Origin of the sequence: Streptomyces sp. NPDC058758 (genome assembly GCF_042746075.1) — a bacterium.
Lineage (GTDB): Bacteria > Actinomycetota > Actinomycetes > Streptomycetales > Streptomycetaceae > Streptomyces.
In genome coordinates, this window is record NZ_JBHYPS010000011.1 from 20,779 (window position 1) to 36,462 (window position 15,684).

A 15,684-nucleotide genomic window follows, 5' to 3' on the forward strand; every position below is an offset into this window, starting at 1 on the left:
CGTCACCCGATTCCTTCCGTCGCGGTATCGGCCTGGCCACGGTTCGCGGCCGGCTGCGCCGGGTCCTTGCTGCGGGCCTGCTCCTCGCGCTCGATGGCCTCGGCGCGTTCCCGGCTCAGTCGGGCCTGGATGTCGTGGAACTGGCGCCGCTGGTCCTCTTCCACGTTGTCGTAGCCGACGTCGGCGGCGTGGACGCCGATCTCGAGGAGTTCGATCTGGCCGCTGAGGGACTTCGAGAGCGCCACGAGCGAGGCGTGGACGCGCTCGTACTCCGTGAAGAAGCCGTCCGCCTCGGCGAAGGGGATGCCGGTGCCGAACGCTTCGCGCGTCACGCGGTTCCCGTTCAGCTTGGAGGCGCCGCCGGCGCCCTGCTCCAGGTTCTCGATGACCTGCTTGACGTCCCGCTGGAACTTCCGCAGCGCGTCGACTCCGCGCTGAAGGTCACTGGCCATGACCGCCCCCGTCACCCGTCACGTGAAACACGAGCCATTCCTCCCCGTTTGCTCCTGCTGCCCTGCATTGCGATCGTGGCGACTCGCCATCCACCGATCGCGCGCCCACCACTTTAGTGATTGCGACTGACAGGCCCAAGTCTCTTGTTCGTCACGAGACTTCTACAGTTTTCCTCTCCGTGCGACGCTATCAGCCGTGTGCGTCTGCAATGATCACCGGCCCGCCAGGGCCGCTCGTCTCCTGCGGTGGTCCCGCAGGGCGATCGCCGTGCCCGCGATGGCCGCCACCAGGACGCCGCCGCTGACGACCACGTAGGTGGCCAGGCGGGCGGCGCGCTGTTCGGGGGTCTCGCCGAGGTGGACGGCGGCCGGGGTGGGGGCCTCGGCGCGGGTCATGCCCTCGCCGGCCACGGGCTTCTCCAGGGGTTTGTCGTCCTCGGTCAGGGCCCGGACGGGGTCGACGACGCCCCAGCCGACGAGGCGGTCGTGGCCGGCGACGGAGCGTTCGGCGGTCTGCTGGATCTGGGCGACGATCTGCCGCTGGGTCCACTTGCCGTGCTTCGCCTTGATGAGGGCGGCGAGGCCGGCGACGTACGGGGCGGAGAAGCTGGTGCCGTTGTCGGCGCAGTGGCCGCCGCCGGGGACCGTGGAGACCATGTCGACGCCGGGCGCGGCGACGCCGACGAAGTCGCCGGACTGGGAGAACTGGGCGCGTTCGTTGTTGCGGTCGGACGCGGCGACGGCGAGGACGCCGGGGTACGAGGCGGGGTAGGTGGCCTTGACGTTGCCGCCGAGGCCGTCGTTGCCCGCCGAGGCGACGACGACGATGTCCTTGTCCAGGGCGGCCTGGACGGCCTGCTGGAGGAGCGGGGTGGGCTTCACCGCGTCCGCCGTGTCCTGGGAGATGTTGATCACGTGCGCGCCTTTGGCGATGGCGTGCCGGATCGCGGCCGCGAGCGTCGTGGTGGTGCCGTTGCCCTCGGCGTCGTTCTGCTGGATGGGGATGATGGTGGCGTCCGGGGCGAGGCCGACGAAGCCGGTGCCCTTGGCGGGGCGGGCGGCGATGATGCCGGCGACCTTGGTGCCGTGGCCGACGGTGTCGGTGGTGCCGTTCTCCTTGCCGCGCTTCAGCTTGTAGCCGTTGGCGTCCTTGGCCTCCTTGGGGATCAGGTTGATCCCGCTGCGGGCGTCGACGGCCTTGGCCAGCTGGGGGTTGCGCACGTCGACGCCGGTGTCGATGACGGCGACGCGGACGCCCTTGCCGGTGGACTGGGCCCACAGTTCGTCGAGCTGGACGCGCTGGAGGGACCAGGGGCGGCCCTCGTACTTCTTGTTCGGGAAGGTGCACTGGCCGCCGTCGTCGGCCGCCGCGGTGGTGAGCGGGAGGCCAAGGGCGCAGAGCGTCGTCGCGGTGACGACGAGCAGGGGGCGCCCGGACGGACGCGGGGGCGTCCTCACGAGCCCTGCGGCTGACGCGCGCCGCCGGTGGAGAGGCGGGGGCCGGTGGGGAGGAAGGTGGACCACTCGGCGGGGACGGGCAGCGGCTCGATGTTCTTGTAGCCGAGGCGGTTCTGGGCCTGCTGGGCCTCGGCCTGCCGGGCCTGCTTCTCCTCCTCGGAGCCGGAGGAGCCGATGCCGGAGTCGTCGGTGGTGGTGTCGCCGTTGGACTGCATGGCGTAGCGCAGGCCGGTGTCGGTGACGAGGAAGAGGAAGCCGCTGGAGGTGGTGGAGCCCTTGAACTGGCGGAAGAGCTGGCCGGATCCGGGGGTGACGTAGGCGCTGCTGGAGCCGGTCGGCAGGGTGGCGGGGAAGTCCTTGCCGGCCCAGGTGCTCAGGGTGGTGCGGCCGTTGTCGGCGTCGACCTCGCGGAGCACGTTGCAGACGGTGTTGCGGCTGCCGCCGCCGGTGCCCGCCTCGTTGACGGGGACGGGTTCGGCCTTCGGCCACTTCTTGTCCCCGCCGAAGGCGTCGCCCGGCTGGAAGGCGCCGCCGCTGACCTTGGTGGCCTGGCCGGCCTGGCCGAGGCCGACGAGCTGGCGGCTGTTGAGGAGCAGCTTGGCGGTGAAGTCGGAGATGGGCGCGACCCGGTCCTGGAGGACGACGTACATCTTCCGGCTGGTGCCGTCGGTCGCGGAGAGCACCATGCCGACCTTGGCGACCTTGGCGACCTCGGGCGAGAGGCCGCCGACCTGGGCGGCGGCGCCCGGCTCGCCGGGGATCTCCGGGAAGGAGATGGTGTCGCCCTTGTGCAGGGTCTTCAGCCAGGCGTCCGAGACGCGCTGGGCGGGGCGGCCCTGGCCGACGAGCTGGCGGAGCAGCAGTTCGTCCTTCTCGACGGGGTACGCGGTCCCCTTGGCGTCGACGACGTAGCGGGTGCGGTCCTGGCCCTCGACGTACAGCAGCTCGCCGCCGGTGAGGCGTTCCTCGCCGTCGGTCCTGGCCTCCTCGCGCGCGGCGAGGACGAAGGCGGCCTTCTGGATGGCGCGGCCGCCCTCGCCGGGGCGTTCGCAGACGACCCAGCGCTTGGGGGCGCCGGCCTCCTTCGGTTCGGGGAGGCGGTCGGGGGCGTACGGGATGCCGAGGGTGGCGCCGTGCGGGATCTTGCCGCTGTCGAGGACCGACTCGGAGACCGTGATGATCTTGTCCTTGTCGGGGTCGAGGAGGAGCTTCGCCGACGACATGTTGAGGACCGGGTGGAGCTGGAGCTTGTCGCCGGTCTTGAGGACCACGTACCGGGTGGTCGACTTGTCGGCGATGATCACGTTCTGCCCGGGCTTGTCCCAGTCCTTGGGGGCGACGGGCTTGAACATGCCCCAGGCCCCGAAGACGGCGAGGACGACCGCGCCGACGATGGCGCCGGGCACCACCGCGCGCAGCGGGCGCGGGGCGCCTTCCTCGGAGCCCGTCGGGCTGGGCTGCACGAACTGCGCGACCAATCTCCGCTTCGCGAAGGTGTAGGCGTTCAGTTCGTCGCGTCGTGATGCCATCTGTTGTGTCGTCCCTCTCCCCGCCGGCCGACCAGGTTGCCACACTCGACGGGTCCGTCCGCCGTCCCGCCGACCCCTACTATGCCTGGCGGCACCCGTGTCTCACCGCTCAGGTAGGGTGATCGCCCGGTCAACGCCCAAGGGAATTCGGCTATTACGGACACGAGGGGGCAACGCGGCGATGGGTACGGCGACGCGTGCGCGCGACGGGCGGCGGACCAGCGGCCGAGCGCCTCAATCTTCCCGACGGCAACGCAGCAACGGGCCCGGTGAGGCACCCGGCGGCCCGGCTGCTCCGGGGTCCGCGCAGGCCGTCCCCGCGGCGACGACGCTCCGCCCCCTCTCGCGCACCGGCCGGGTCGGCCCCGTCCATCTCCGTCAGCTCGTGCTGGTGGAGGCGGCGCTCGCACTGGTGGCCGTCGGCTTCGTGATGGGCGGGCTCTGGCTCGTCCCGACGTGCGTCGTCGCCGGCGTCCTCGTGCTGCTCGCGGTGATACGGCGCCGCGGCCAGGCCGTGCAGGACTGGATGGGGACGGCGCTCGCGCTGCGTTCGCGCCGCCGCGACACCGCGCCGGCGGCGCCCGACGCCGACCCCTCCCTCGCCCCGGTCACGGAGAGCGTGCGGAACTTCGGCGCCCGGCCGTACGTGGACCGGAACCACCGCACGGTCGGCATGCTGGGCGACGGCTCGTTCCTGACCGCCGTGCTGCGCGTCGAGGCGAGCGGTTCCGCGCTGCGGCCGGTCTTCGGCGCCCGCGCCTTCCCGCTGACCCTCCTCGGCGACGCGCTGGAGGTCGACGACATCGTGGTCGAGTCGGTCCAGCTGGTGCAGCAGGTCCGCCCGGCCCCGGCGCCGCACCTCCCCCAGCAGTCCGTGGCCCGGCTCTCGTACACCCCCCTCCAGGAGCGGACCGGGGCGCCCGCGCTGCGGCTCACCTGGGTGGCGGTGAAGCTGGACCCGGAGCGCTGCAAGGAGGCGGTCGCGGCGCGCGGCGGCGGTCTGGAGGGCGCGCAGCGGTGCCTGGTCCGGATCGCGGACCACCTGGCGAGCCGGATCACCGGCGCCGGTTTCCAGGCGGTCGTCCTGGACCAGGAGGAGGTCAACTCGACGATCGCGACGGCCGCCTGCACGAGTCCGCACGCCGCCGCGCGCGCGGGCCGGGCGGACGCGGCGCCGCAGCGGCGGACGGCGGAGACCTCCCGGGTCTGGCGGTGCGACGACCGCTGGCACACCACGTACGCGGTCGGGCGCTGGCCCGAGCTGGGGCGGGGCGCGGCTCCGCTGCCGCGGCTGGTCTCGCTGCTGACCTCGGTCCCCGCCTACGCCACGACGTTCAGCCTCACCGTCCGGCGCGGGACGCGCCAGGGCGTGATGGAGGTCGGCGGCCACCTCCGGGTCACCGGCGGCTCCGACAACGAACTGGTCCGGGTGCGCCGGACCCTCGAACAGGCGGCGCGCACCGCGAAGGTCGGCCTGCTGCGGCTGGACCGCGAGCAGCTGCCGGGCGTGCTGGCGACGATGCCTCTCGGAGGTGCCCGATGAGGGGACGCGGCGGAGCGGTGAGGGGGCTGCGCGGTCTGATCGGCCCGCGGCACGCGGGGCACACCGTCCCGGCGGCCGAGCTGGGCGCGCTCTCGCTCCCGGTGGGCGACGACGGCGTGGTGATCGGCGAGGACTCCGAGGGCCGTTCGCAGCTGGTGGGCTTCCACCGCTCGACGCCGTACGACGTCCTGCTGATCGGCGGCCTGTGGACGGCCCAGGTGCTGGCGCTGCGCGCCGCCGCGACCGGCTCCCGGGTCGTGGTGGAGACCGGTCGCCCGCACGCGTGGGTGGGTCTCGCGCAGGCGGCGGGCGCCGGCCTGGAGTGCATCACGCTCCACGACGTGGGCCGGGTCCCGCCGCTGGGCGCGACCGTCGGCAGCCCGGCGGTCGTGGTGCGGGACTGCGGCATGCGGCCGCCGCGCGGGCGGGTCGTCTCCTCGCCGTGGCAGTCCGTGCTGACCCTGCTGCCGTACCTCAGCCCGGTCGCCCCGCGCCTGATGCGCGCGGCCACGCTCGTCGGCGTCCAGCGGGTCTCGCCGCAGGAGGCCCAGCAGACCGGCCGCATCCTGGGCCTGTCGCAGACCGAGGTCGACGCGCTGCCGACGCTCGGGGACGGCGTGACGCTGTGGTGCGCGGGCGCCGAGCGGCACTGGGTCATCACCCACGCCACGGACGCGGAGTCGGGCCTGCTGGGCACGGCCCGCCGGATGGACTGACGGAACCCGTCGGGCCGCCGGGCGGGCTGACGGGCTGACGGAACCCGTCGGTCCGCCGGGCGCGATCGTCCGAAGCCGCCCCCGCCCGGCAGCCGGTTTCCCTAGTATTTCTCCTGGTGGCACGGGCGGGGTCCAACTGCCCCGCGTCCACGGGACACATGGTCCGCCGACAGGCCGTGAGCGAAAGGAACTCCCATGGGGAGCGCGCAGGAGAAGGACGAGTTGTACGCCCTCGACATCTCGGACGTCGAGTGGATCGGCGCCCCCGGCACGAGCCCGGACGAGGAGCGCGTCGAGATCGCCCATCTGCCGGGCGGTGCCGTCGCCATGCGTTCCTCGCTGGACCACGGCACCGTGCTGCGCTACACGGAGGCGGAGTGGACGGCGTTCGTGCTCGGCGCGCGGGACGGCGAGTTCGACCTGCGCTGAGCCCGCGGTCCCGTCCGCCGGCGGACGGGACCCGTGACGAACCGGCGGTCGGGTGCCCGGAATCGGGTGCGCGGCCGCCGGTTCGTCACGTCACCCGTTCGGGCAGGAGGGCTGAGGACGGGAGAGCGCGGGAGAAGCGCGGGAGAGCGCAGGAGAAGGCGGGCGAGGACGGAGGGAGCGGAAGGGGACGGGAAGGGGCGGACGGGGGAACGAAACGGTGGGGATGGAGCGGTATCGACCCCTCTCGTACGGTTTCGCCCCGGACGCTTCCTCACGCTCCGCCGCACCGGCGTCACCCCGGCCCCGCTCCGGGCCGGAGGGACGGCCTCCGGGGGAGGGCGGGCCTGCCGCGGTGGCGGCGGGGGCGTTTAGGGTGGGTGGGGGCGCGGCGGAGTATCCCTCGGAACGGTCGCCGGGTCCGAGGGGAGAGCCGGTCCGACCGGCAGCGCACGGTGGCCCCGACGCACGACGGCACAAGGGTGCTCGACCACACCAGGAGGCAAAGTGAACGGCGATCGGGACGACATCCGCGGGGGCTGGAACGTGCCCGCCGACGAGTCCGACGCGGATCCCGCCGAGATGACGGGTGAGTTCACCATCGACTACACCCCGCCGGCCTGGTACACGCAGAACGCGCCGGGCGGTTCGGGCGAGGGCGGTGTCACTCCCCCGCCTCCGACGGGCGCGCCGGTCCCGGTGCCCGGGGTGCCCCCGGCCGGCTTCCAGTCCGGCTGGACGCACACCCCGCCGCCGCCCGCGCCCGCGCAGATCCCCGGGCAGGCGCCCGGTCAGCAGCCGCCCGCGCCCGGCCCGTACGGGGCGTACGGCTCCGGAGCAGGCGTTCCCGGTACGCCGCCGGCCGCTCCGCCCGCCCACCCGGCGGCCGTGCCCGGTCAGGCGCCGGGCCAGTTCCCCGCCCCGCAGGCCGCCGCGCCGCACGGCGGGTACGGCCCCGGGGCCGGAGCCCCCGCCGCTCCCGCCCACCCCGCGCCGTCCCCGGCGCCCGTCCAGGTCCCGGCCCCCGGCGCGCCCTTCGGCGGCGGTGACGTGGACAGCGGCTCCACCATGCGCTTCAACCCGGCCGCGCTGCGCCCGGACCCGGCGGCGCAGCCGGTGCCCGACCCGGCGGCCGCCCCCCTCGCCGGCTCCCCGGAGGCCGCGGGCCTGGCCCGCGCCGACCTCCCCCAGGCCGCCGACGCCGTGGCCCCCGCCGCCGAGGCGGCGGAGCCCGCGGCGGAGCCCGCGGCGGAGCCCGACGCCGTCACGGCGCCGTCCGGCGAGCAGGACGGGACCGGCCTCGCCGCCGAGACCGCGGCCGGAGCCGGGCCCGAGACCGGAACCGAGCCCCGGTCCGACACCGGGACCGAAGTCCGCGCGGACACCGACACCGACACCGGCACGGACACCGACGCGGCCACCGCCCCGGACACGGACGCGGACGCGGACCCGGCTCCGGAGGACCGGGCGGCGGAAGCCGGGGCGCCCGCCACCGAGGACGCCGCCGCCGAGGACGCCCCCGCCGACGCCGTCCCCGCCTCCGCCTCCGCGCCGCTTCCCGCCGAGGGCGCCCCGGCCGACGGGGGCGCCGCGCCCGGCGCCCCGGCGGCCGCCCCCGGCGCGCTGCCGCCGCTGCCGCCGGACTTCCCGGCCGCCTCGCCCGACGGCCCGGCCCAGCCGGTCCCGGGGGCCGCGCCGCAGTGGCCCGGGCAGCCGGTGGCCGCCGCACCCGGAGCCGTACCGCCGCAGGGCGGGTACGGGTACCCGCAGACGCCCGGTGCGCCCGGCACGCCCGGTCTCCCCCCGCAGGCCCCGGTCCCCGGCCCCACCCCGCCCGCCGGTTACGGCTATCCGCAGCCGCCGGCCGCCGCCCAGGCCGCCGGATACGGCTACCCGCACCCGGGCCGGCCGCAGCCGCAGCCCCAGCCGGGTGCGCCGGCGCCCGCCGGGGAGCAGCCGCCCGCCGGCCACGGCCTCCCGCCGCAGGCTCCGGTGCCGGGCGGTTACGGCTATCCGCAGGGCCCCGGCGCGCCCGGCGGGGTGCCGCCGCAGGGCGGTCCGGAGGGGTACGGCTACCCGCAGGGCGGCGTCGACCCGCGGACCGGGGCGGCCTGGCCGCAGTCGGTCACGCACGACCAGCGCGAGCGGTCCGTGCCGGGCGCCCCGCTCGGGTACACGGCGGCCGTCGAGCTCTCCTCCGACCGGCTGCTGCGCAACAACAAGCAGAAGCCGAAGTCGAGCCGGAACCCGGGCTCGGCCTCGCGCTTCAAGCTGGGCGGCAAGAAGGAGGAGCAGGAGCGGCAGCGGAAGCTCGACCTGATCCGCACGCCGGTGCTCTCCTGCTACCGGATCGCGGTCATCTCGCTGAAGGGCGGCGTCGGCAAGACCACGACGACGACCGCGCTCGGCGCGACCCTGGCCACCGAGCGGCAGGACAAGATCCTGGCGATCGACGCCAACCCGGACGCCGGCACGCTCGGCCGCCGGGTGCGGCGCGAGACCGGGGCGACCATCCGCGACCTGGTGCAGGCGATCCCGTACCTCAACTCGTACATGGACATCCGCCGGTTCACCTCGCAGGCGCCGTCCGGCCTGGAGATCATCGCCAACGACGTGGACCCGGCCGTCTCGACGACCTTCAACGACGAGGACTACCGTCGGGCGATCGACGTCCTCGGCAAGCAGTACCCGGTGATCCTCACCGACTCCGGCACGGGTCTGCTCTACAGCGCCATGCGCGGGGTGCTGGACCTGGCCGACCAGCTGATCATCATCTCCACGCCGTCCGTGGACGGCGCCTCCAGCGCCTCGACGACGCTGGACTGGCTGTCGGCGCACGGCTACGCGGACCTGGTGCAGCGCTCGATCACGGTCATCTCGGGGGTCCGCGAGACCGGCAAGATGATCAAGGTCGAGGACATCGTGCAGCACTTCCGCACCCGCTGCCGCGGGGTGATCGTGGTGCCCTTCGACGAGCACCTGGCGGCCGGCGCCGAGGTGGACCTCGACATGATGCGGCCCAAGACCCGGGAGGCGTACTTCGACCTCTCGGCGATGGTGGCCGAGGACTTCGCGCGGGCGCAGCAGGCGCAGGGCCTGTGGACCGGCGACGGCCAGGGCGGCCTGCCGCCGCACATGGCCCCGCCGATGCCGGGCGGCCCGTACGCCCCCGGCCAGCCGGTGCCGGGCCAGCCGGCGCCCGGTCAGCCGTACGGCGCTCCGCCCGCGCCGGGCCAGCCGTACTCCGGCCAGCCGATGCCCGGTCAGCCGTACGGCGCTCCGCCCGCGCCGGGGCAGTACGCCCCCGGGCAGCAGCCGCCGGTCCCGGGGCAGCCGTACCCGCCGCAGGCGCAGCCGTACCCGCAGCCGGGGCAGCCTCCGGTGCCGGGACAGCCCGGGCAGCCGATGCCGGGGCAAGCCGGATATCCCGGACAGCCGTACGGACAGCAGCCCTACCCGCCGGCGGCGACTTCCGGCCAGCCCGGCCAGCCGGGGCAGCCTCCGCAGCCGTACGGGCAGCCGCCCGCCGCGGGTCAGCCGTTCGGGCAGCCGCTGCCTCCGCAGGCACCGCCGCAGGCTCCCCCGCAGGCGCCGCCAGCCTCTCAGCAGTAGGGCGTCACAGGAGTAGACCAATGGGGCTCCGTACCGGTTCACCGGTACGGAGCCTCCTTGCATTCCCGCAGCCCACACGGGGTTTGAGTCATCGTTGACGACGGCAGACCACCGCTGATACATCTTCGCTTCACTTGACGTCAGCCCAAGATCCACGACTCCACGACAGCCCCCGACGCGAGGTCACGTCCCATGGTCATGGTCACGAAGGTTCCCTCCCGCCCACTCCCCCGCCGGCCCCGCCGGGCCGCCCGCCTGCTGCTCGCCGCCGGTCTCGCCTCCGCCTCGCTCGCGGCCCTCCCCGCCACCACCGCCGCCGCCGAGGACGACAAGTCCGGCGGCACGACGCTCACGGTGGCCGTCTCGCAGAGCATCGACTCGCTCAGCCCGTTCCTGGCGCAGAAGCTCACCTCGACCAGCATCCACCGGCTGGCCTACGAGTACCTCACCAACTACGACCCGAAGGACGCCAGGACCGTCCCGGCCTTCGCGACCGAGTGGTCCGCCTCGGCGGACAAGCTGACGTGGACGTACAAGATCCGCGAGGACTCCACCTGGTCCGACGGGAAACCGGCCACCGCCGAGGACGCGGCCTGGACCTTCAACAAGATGATGACCGACCCGAACGCGGCCACCGCCAACGGCAGCTTCACGGCCAACTTCGCCGAGGTCACCGCCCCGGACCCGCGCACCCTCGTCATCAGGCTCAAGAAGCCGCAGGCGACGATGACCGCGCTGGACGTGCCGATCGTGCCCAAGCACGTGTGGGAGAAGGTCGGCGACTTCTCGAAGTTCAACAACGACCGGCAGTTCCCGATCGTCGGCAACGGCCCCTTCGTCATCACGGACTTCAAGGTCGACCAGTACATCAAGCTCAAGCCGAACAAGAAGTTCTGGCGGGGCGCCCCCAAGTTCGACGAGCTGGTCTTCAAGTACTACAAGGACGGGGACGCGGCCGTCGCCGCCCTCCAGAAGGGCGAGGTCTCCTTCGTCCCGAACCTGACGCCCGCCCAGGCCGCGGCGCTGAAGACGCAGAAGGACATCAAGGTCAACGACGCCCCCGGCCGCCGCTTCTACGCGCTCGCCACCAACCCCGGCGCCCGCGCCCAGGACGGCAAGACCTTCGGCAACGGCCACCCGGCCCTCCTCGACCCGGCCGTGCGCAAGGCGCTCTTCCTCTCCGTCGACCGCGCCACCCTCGTCGACAAGGTCTTCCAGGGGCACGCCGTCGAGGGCGAGGGGTACATCCCGCCCCGCTTCGGCTCGTACTTCTGGAAGCCCGAGGGCGCCCAGAGGCGCGGCTACGACCCGGCCGCCGCCGCGAAGGCCCTCGACGACGCCGGGTACCGGAAGAACGGCGAGGGGAAGCGGCTCGGCAAGGACGGCAGGCCGCTGAACTTCCGGATCCTCTGCCACGCCACCGACCCCAACGACAAGGCGGTCGGCAAGTACCTCCAGGAGTGGTGGGGCGCGCTCGGCATCGGCCTGACCGTCGAGTGCCTGGACAGCGTCTCCGACCCCTGGGTCAAGGGCGACTACGACCTCGCCTTCGACGGCTGGTCCGTCAACCCCGACCCGGACTACGTCCTGTCCATCCACACCTGCGGCACCCTCCCGGCCACCCCGAAGGACACCGGCGCCACCGACAACTTCATCTGCGACAAGGAGTTCGACGAGCTCTACGCCCAGCAGGCGGTGGAGTACGACACCGCCAAGCGGGCGGACCTGGTCAAGCGGATGCAGTCCCGGCTGTACGACACGGGGTACATGAACGTCATGGCCTACCCGAACGCCCTGGAGGCGTACCGCACCGACCAGATCGCGTCGATCACCACCATGCCCGAGGCGGCCGGGAACCTGTGGGGGCAGGACGGCTACTGGTCCTGGTGGTCGGCCGTGCCCGCCGCCTCCGCCTCCGCCTCCGCCTCCGGGGACGGCTCCGGCTCGTCCTCGACCGGGGTCTGGATCGGGGTCGGCGCGGCCGTGGTCGTCGCCGCCGGCGGACTGCTCCTCCTCCGGACGCGCCGGCGCGCCACCGCCGACGACCGCGAGTAGCGATGACGACGGCAAGCACCCCCGCCGGCGTGGCGCGGGCCGAGGAGGCCCGCGCCACGGACGGCGCACCCCGCACCGGCGTCGCCTCCGGCTACCTCCGCCACGCGGCGGGGAAGCTGGGCGGCGCGCTCGTCTCCCTCTTCGCCGTCCTGGTCACCAGCTTCTTCCTCTTCCGGATCATCCCCGGTGACCCGGTGAAGGCGATGACCCACGGCGTCCCCACCTCTGCCGAGCAACTCGCCACTCTGCGGCGCCAGTTCGGCCTCGACCTGCCGTTGTGGCAGCAGTTCACCGACTACTGCGCCAAGGCGCTCACCGGCGACCTCGGCACCTCCTTCCAGTTCCGCGCGCCGGTCGGCGAGCTGATCGCGGCGAAGCTGCCCGCGACGCTGCTGCTCACCGGCGTCGCCGTGGTGATCTACTCGGCGCTCGGTCTGTGGCTGGGCACCCGCTCGGCGTGGCGGCACGGCCGCCTCGGCGACAAGGTGAACACCGGGATCGCGCTCACCCTGTGGTCGGTGCCGTCGTTCTGGCTCGGCCTGCTGCTGATCATCGTCTTCTCGGTGGGCGCGGGTCCGGTCCCGGGCCTCTTCCCGACCGGCGGCATGGAGTCGGGCACCGGGGAGACCGGCTTCGCGTACGCCCTCGACGTCGCCCACCACCTCGTCCTGCCGGTGGTGACGCTGGTCGCGGTCGGCTACGCGCAGACCCTGCTCGTGATGCGCTCCTCGCTCCTCGACGAGATGGGCGGCGACTACCTGACGACCGCCCGGGCGAAGGGGCTCAAGGACGACGAGGTGCGGCGCCGGCACGCGGTGCCCAACGCGCTCCTCCCGACCGTCACCATGGTCTTCATCAACCTGGGCCACGTGGCGGCCGGTTCGATCCTGGTGGAGACCGTCTTCTCCTGGCCGGGGCTCGGCGGCCTCTTCTACCAGGCGCTCAGCGTGCCCGACCTCCCCCTCGTGCAGGGCCTGTTCGTCGTCTTCGCCGGAGCGATGATCCTGATGAACCTGATCGCCGACCTGCTCTATCCGCTGCTCGACCCCCGGGTGGGCCGATGACCTCTCTCGCATGGGAGCGCCGCCGGGGCTCCGCGGCGCGCTTCTGGAAGGCGTACCGGAGCCACCGGGCGGGCCTGTACGGGCTCGCCGGGCTGGCGCTGATCGCGCTGCTCGCGCTCACCGCCCCGTGGACCGTCGGCGCCGACGTCCAGTCGGTGACGAACGCGCCGGGCACGGCCCTGGAGCCGCCGAGCGCGGAATTCCCGCTCGGCACCGACCAGTTCGGCCGCTCGCTGCTCGGCCTGCTGATCTGGGGAGCCCGGATCTCGCTGCTCGTGGGGCTGCTCGCGGCCACCCTGTCGGTCGCCATCGGCGCCCTCGTCGGGGTCCTCGCCGGGCACTACGGCGGCTGGCTCTCCACGGTCGTCATGCGGATCACCGACTGGTTCCTGGTGATGCCCGCCCTGGTCCTGGCGATCGTGCTCGCGACCGTACTGTCCCGGTCGATGTGGACGGTGGTGCTCGCCATCGGCGTCACCTCCTGGCCGACCACCGCACGGCTCGTGCGGGCGCAGACCATCGCCGTCGAGTCCCGCCCGTACATCGAGCGGGCCGCCGCGCTCGGCGGCGGCCACGGGCACGTCATGGCCCGGCACGTGCTGCCGAACGTGATGCCGCTGGTGCTCGCGCAGACCACCCTCGGCATCTCCACCGCGATCCTCACCGAGGCCACCCTCGCCTTCCTCGGCCTCGGCGACCCGACGGTCGTCTCCTGGGGCGGCATGCTCCAGGACGCCCGGGAGGCGGGCGCGGTCTCCTCCGGGCACTGGTGGTACCTCGCCCCGCCCGGGATCGCGATCGCGCTGGTCGCGCTCGCCTTCACGCTTTGCGGCCGGGCCGTCGAGTCGGTGCTCAACCCGAGGCTGGGGGTGGGGCGGTGAGCCTCCTGGAGATCAGGGACCTGCGGGTCACGTACGGCTCGGGGGCGGGCGCCGTGCCCGCCGTGCGCGGGGTCGACCTCAGCCTGGAGGCCGGGTCGAAGCTGGGCGTGGCCGGCGAGTCCGGCTGCGGCAAGTCGACGCTGGCGCTCGCCCTGCTGCGGCTGCTGCCCGCGACCGCCCGGCTGGACGGGCGGATCCTCCTCGACGGGGAGGACGTCCTCGCCATGAAGTGGGGGCGGCTGCGGGCGGTCCGCTGGGCGGGCGCCTCGATCGTCTTCCAGGGCGCGATGCACTCGCTGAACGCGGTGCGCCGGATCGGCGACCAGATCGCGGAACCGCTCCTGGTGCACGGGCTGGCCACCCCGGCCGAGGCCCGCAAGCGGGTCGCCGCCCTGCTCGAACAGGTCGGCCTGCCGGCCTCCCGGGCCGCCGGCTATCCGCACGAGCTGTCCGGCGGCCAGCGCCAGCGCGTGATGATCGCGATGGCCCTCGCCTGCGAACCGCGCCTGATCGTCGCCGACGAGCCGACCACCGCGCTCGACGTGATGATCCAGGCGCAGATCCTGCGGCTGATCGAGCGGCTCGTCGCCGAGGAGTCCATCGGACTGATGATGATCAGCCACGACCTGGCCGTCCTCGCCGACACCTGCGACCGGCTCGCCGTCATGTACGCGGGCCGGATCGTCGAGGAGGGTCCGGCGGGCGAGGTGTACCGCTCGGCCGCCCACCCCTACGGGCGGGCGCTGTCCTCGGCCTTCCCCCGGATCGGGGACCCGGCCTCGCGGCGGGCGCCGCGCGGCCTGCCCGGCGACCCGCCGGACCCGGCGGCGCTGCCGGACGGCTGCGCCTTCCACCCCCGCTGCCCGGTGGCGGTGGCGGAGTGCGCCTCGGACGACCAGGAACTGCGGGTGGCGGGCGCCGGGCGCCGGGCCGCCTGCGTCCACGTGGGGAGTGATCGCGGATGACCTTGCTCACGGCCAGCGGGGTGCACGTCACCTTTCCGGGCCGGCGGGGCGCGCCGCCCGCCCGGGCCGTCGACGGGGTGGACCTGGAGATCGGCGCGGGCGAGATCGTGGCGCTGGTCGGCGAGTCCGGCTGCGGCAAGACGACCCTGGCCCGGACGCTCCTCGGCCTGGTGAGGCCCGGCGCCGGCGCGGTCTCCTTCGCCGGGGAGCCCCTGGCGTACACCTCCCGGGCGCTCAAGGCGTACCGCCGGCGCGCCCAGCTCGTCCTCCAGGACCCGAGCGGCTCCCTCAACCCCCGGCACACCGTGTACGAGGCGGTCGCCGAGGGGCTGCGGATCCACCGGGTCCACCGGAGCGGGGCGGAGGAGCGCGCGGCGGTCGCGGCGGCGCTCGCCCGGGCCGGGCTGCGGCCGCCGGAGCGGTTCTTCCTGCGCTACCCCCACGAGCTGTCCGGCGGCCAGCGCCAGCGCGTGGTGATCGCCGGGGCGCTCGTCCTGGAGCCCGAACTCATCGTCGCCGACGAGCCGGTGGCCTCCCTGGACGCGTCCGTGCGCGGCGAGATCCTGGCCCTGCTGCTCCGGCTGCGCGACGAACTCGGGCTCTCCGCCCTGGTGGTCACGCACGACCTGGGCCTCGCCTGGAACATCGCGGACCGGGTGGCGGTCATGTACCTGGGGCGGGTGGTGGAGACGGGCCCGGTGGAGTCGGTGCTGACGGCGCCCCGCCATCCGTACACCCGCGCGCTCCTGTCGGTGCTCCCCGAGTCGCAGACGCCCCCGGTGGTGCTGGCCGGCGAACCGCCCGACCCGGCGCGGATCCCGTCCGGCTGCCGCTTCCACGCCCGCTGCCAGGTCCTGGCCTCGGGCGAGGCCGAGGGGGTCGCCGACCGGTGCCGGACGGAGCCCCTGCCGGTCCTGCGCGCGGGCGGCGGGGAGCGGGGGGTGGCCTGCCACTGGGCGGCGCCCCGGGACGGCGGCTGACGC

Annotated in this window: 12 protein-coding genes; 9 read left to right on the forward strand and 3 right to left on the reverse strand. The window is 74.3% G+C overall.

The window, feature by feature from the left end:
- Window positions 1–2 precede the first annotated feature (2 nt).
- The 3 genes from ACFW6A_RS15930 to eccB form a co-directional block, all read right to left on the reverse strand.
- Window positions 3–452 carry a hypothetical protein gene (locus ACFW6A_RS15930; RefSeq protein WP_386641103.1) on the reverse strand — a complete coding sequence of 150 codons (450 nt, stop codon included), beginning with the start codon at window positions 450–452 and terminating at the stop codon, window positions 3–5.
- Window positions 453–665: 213 nt separating this feature from the next.
- A complete protein-coding gene (gene mycP, locus ACFW6A_RS15935) occupies window positions 666–1,877 on the reverse strand; it encodes a type VII secretion-associated serine protease mycosin (RefSeq protein WP_351850025.1) in 1,212 nt (403 codons plus the stop codon).
- 29 nt (window positions 1,878–1,906) lie between these two features.
- Complete coding sequence (gene eccB, locus ACFW6A_RS15940; RefSeq protein ID WP_351849996.1) at window positions 1,907–3,439, reverse strand: type VII secretion protein EccB; 1,533 nt, start codon at window positions 3,437–3,439, stop codon at window positions 1,907–1,909.
- Window positions 3,440–3,620: 181 nt separating this feature from the next.
- Between eccB and eccE the strand changes: the two genes are divergently transcribed.
- The 9 genes from eccE to ACFW6A_RS15985 all read left to right on the forward strand — a co-directional run bounded on the left by eccE (window position 3,621) and on the right by ACFW6A_RS15985 (window position 15,681).
- Complete coding sequence (gene eccE / locus ACFW6A_RS15945; protein WP_351849994.1) at window positions 3,621–4,982, forward strand: type VII secretion protein EccE; 1,362 nt, start codon at window positions 3,621–3,623, stop codon at window positions 4,980–4,982.
- Complete coding sequence (locus tag ACFW6A_RS15950; protein ID WP_351849992.1) at window positions 4,979–5,698, forward strand: hypothetical protein; 720 nt, start codon at window positions 4,979–4,981, stop codon at window positions 5,696–5,698. Before eccE ends, ACFW6A_RS15950 begins: the two co-directional genes overlap by 4 nt.
- Before the next feature lie 195 nt (window positions 5,699–5,893).
- Window positions 5,894–6,127 (forward strand): DUF397 domain-containing protein, encoded by a 234-nt coding sequence (locus ACFW6A_RS15955; RefSeq protein WP_031014159.1) that lies wholly within the window; start codon window positions 5,894–5,896, stop codon window positions 6,125–6,127.
- Between the two features lie 504 nt (window positions 6,128–6,631).
- Window positions 6,632–9,736, forward strand: a complete 3,105-nt coding sequence (locus tag ACFW6A_RS15960; RefSeq protein ID WP_386641106.1) for an SCO5717 family growth-regulating ATPase — start codon at window positions 6,632–6,634, stop codon at window positions 9,734–9,736.
- 198 nt (window positions 9,737–9,934) lie between these two features.
- Entirely contained in the window at window positions 9,935–11,791 is a 1,857-nt protein-coding gene (locus ACFW6A_RS15965) for an ABC transporter substrate-binding protein (RefSeq protein ID WP_386641190.1), read from the forward strand.
- 2 nt (window positions 11,792–11,793) lie between these two features.
- Window positions 11,794–12,855: an ABC transporter permease gene (locus tag ACFW6A_RS15970; RefSeq protein WP_386641109.1), complete on the forward strand. Its 1,062-nt coding sequence runs from the start codon at window positions 11,794–11,796 to the stop codon at window positions 12,853–12,855.
- Window positions 12,852–13,736: an ABC transporter permease gene (locus tag ACFW6A_RS15975; protein WP_351849988.1), complete on the forward strand. Its 885-nt coding sequence runs from the start codon at window positions 12,852–12,854 to the stop codon at window positions 13,734–13,736. The genes ACFW6A_RS15970 and ACFW6A_RS15975 overlap by 4 nt, the downstream gene beginning before the upstream one ends.
- Entirely contained in the window at window positions 13,733–14,701 is a 969-nt protein-coding gene (locus tag ACFW6A_RS15980; protein ID WP_386479664.1) for an ABC transporter ATP-binding protein, read from the forward strand. Before ACFW6A_RS15975 ends, ACFW6A_RS15980 begins: the two co-directional genes overlap by 4 nt.
- The gene (locus ACFW6A_RS15985; protein ID WP_386641112.1) at window positions 14,698–15,681 is read left to right on the forward strand and encodes an ABC transporter ATP-binding protein; all 984 of its coding nucleotides are present in this window, start codon (window positions 14,698–14,700) and stop codon (window positions 15,679–15,681) included. Before ACFW6A_RS15980 ends, ACFW6A_RS15985 begins: the two co-directional genes overlap by 4 nt.
- Window positions 15,682–15,684 lie beyond the last annotated feature (3 nt).

What these genes read in the sequence shown, in the direction of transcription:
- ACFW6A_RS15930 (WP_386641103.1), bottom strand. Translation starts at nt 452, where the DNA reads ATGGCCAGTGACCTTCAGCGCGGAGTCGACGCGCTGCGGAAGTTCCAG.
- eccB (WP_351849996.1), bottom strand. Translation starts at nt 3,439, where the DNA reads ATGGCATCACGACGCGACGAACTGAACGCCTACACCTTCGCGAAGCGG.
- eccE (WP_351849994.1), top strand. Translation starts at nt 3,621, where the DNA reads ATGGGTACGGCGACGCGTGCGCGCGACGGGCGGCGGACCAGCGGCCGA.
- ACFW6A_RS15950 (WP_351849992.1), top strand. Translation starts at nt 4,979, where the DNA reads ATGAGGGGACGCGGCGGAGCGGTGAGGGGGCTGCGCGGTCTGATCGGC.
- ACFW6A_RS15955 (WP_031014159.1), top strand. Translation starts at nt 5,894, where the DNA reads ATGGGGAGCGCGCAGGAGAAGGACGAGTTGTACGCCCTCGACATCTCG.
- ACFW6A_RS15965 (WP_386641190.1), top strand. Translation starts at nt 9,935, where the DNA reads ATGGTCACGAAGGTTCCCTCCCGCCCACTCCCCCGCCGGCCCCGCCGG.
- ACFW6A_RS15970 (WP_386641109.1), top strand. Translation starts at nt 11,794, where the DNA reads ATGACGACGGCAAGCACCCCCGCCGGCGTGGCGCGGGCCGAGGAGGCC.
- ACFW6A_RS15975 (WP_351849988.1), top strand. Translation starts at nt 12,852, where the DNA reads ATGACCTCTCTCGCATGGGAGCGCCGCCGGGGCTCCGCGGCGCGCTTC.
- ACFW6A_RS15985 (WP_386641112.1), top strand. Translation starts at nt 14,698, where the DNA reads ATGACCTTGCTCACGGCCAGCGGGGTGCACGTCACCTTTCCGGGCCGG.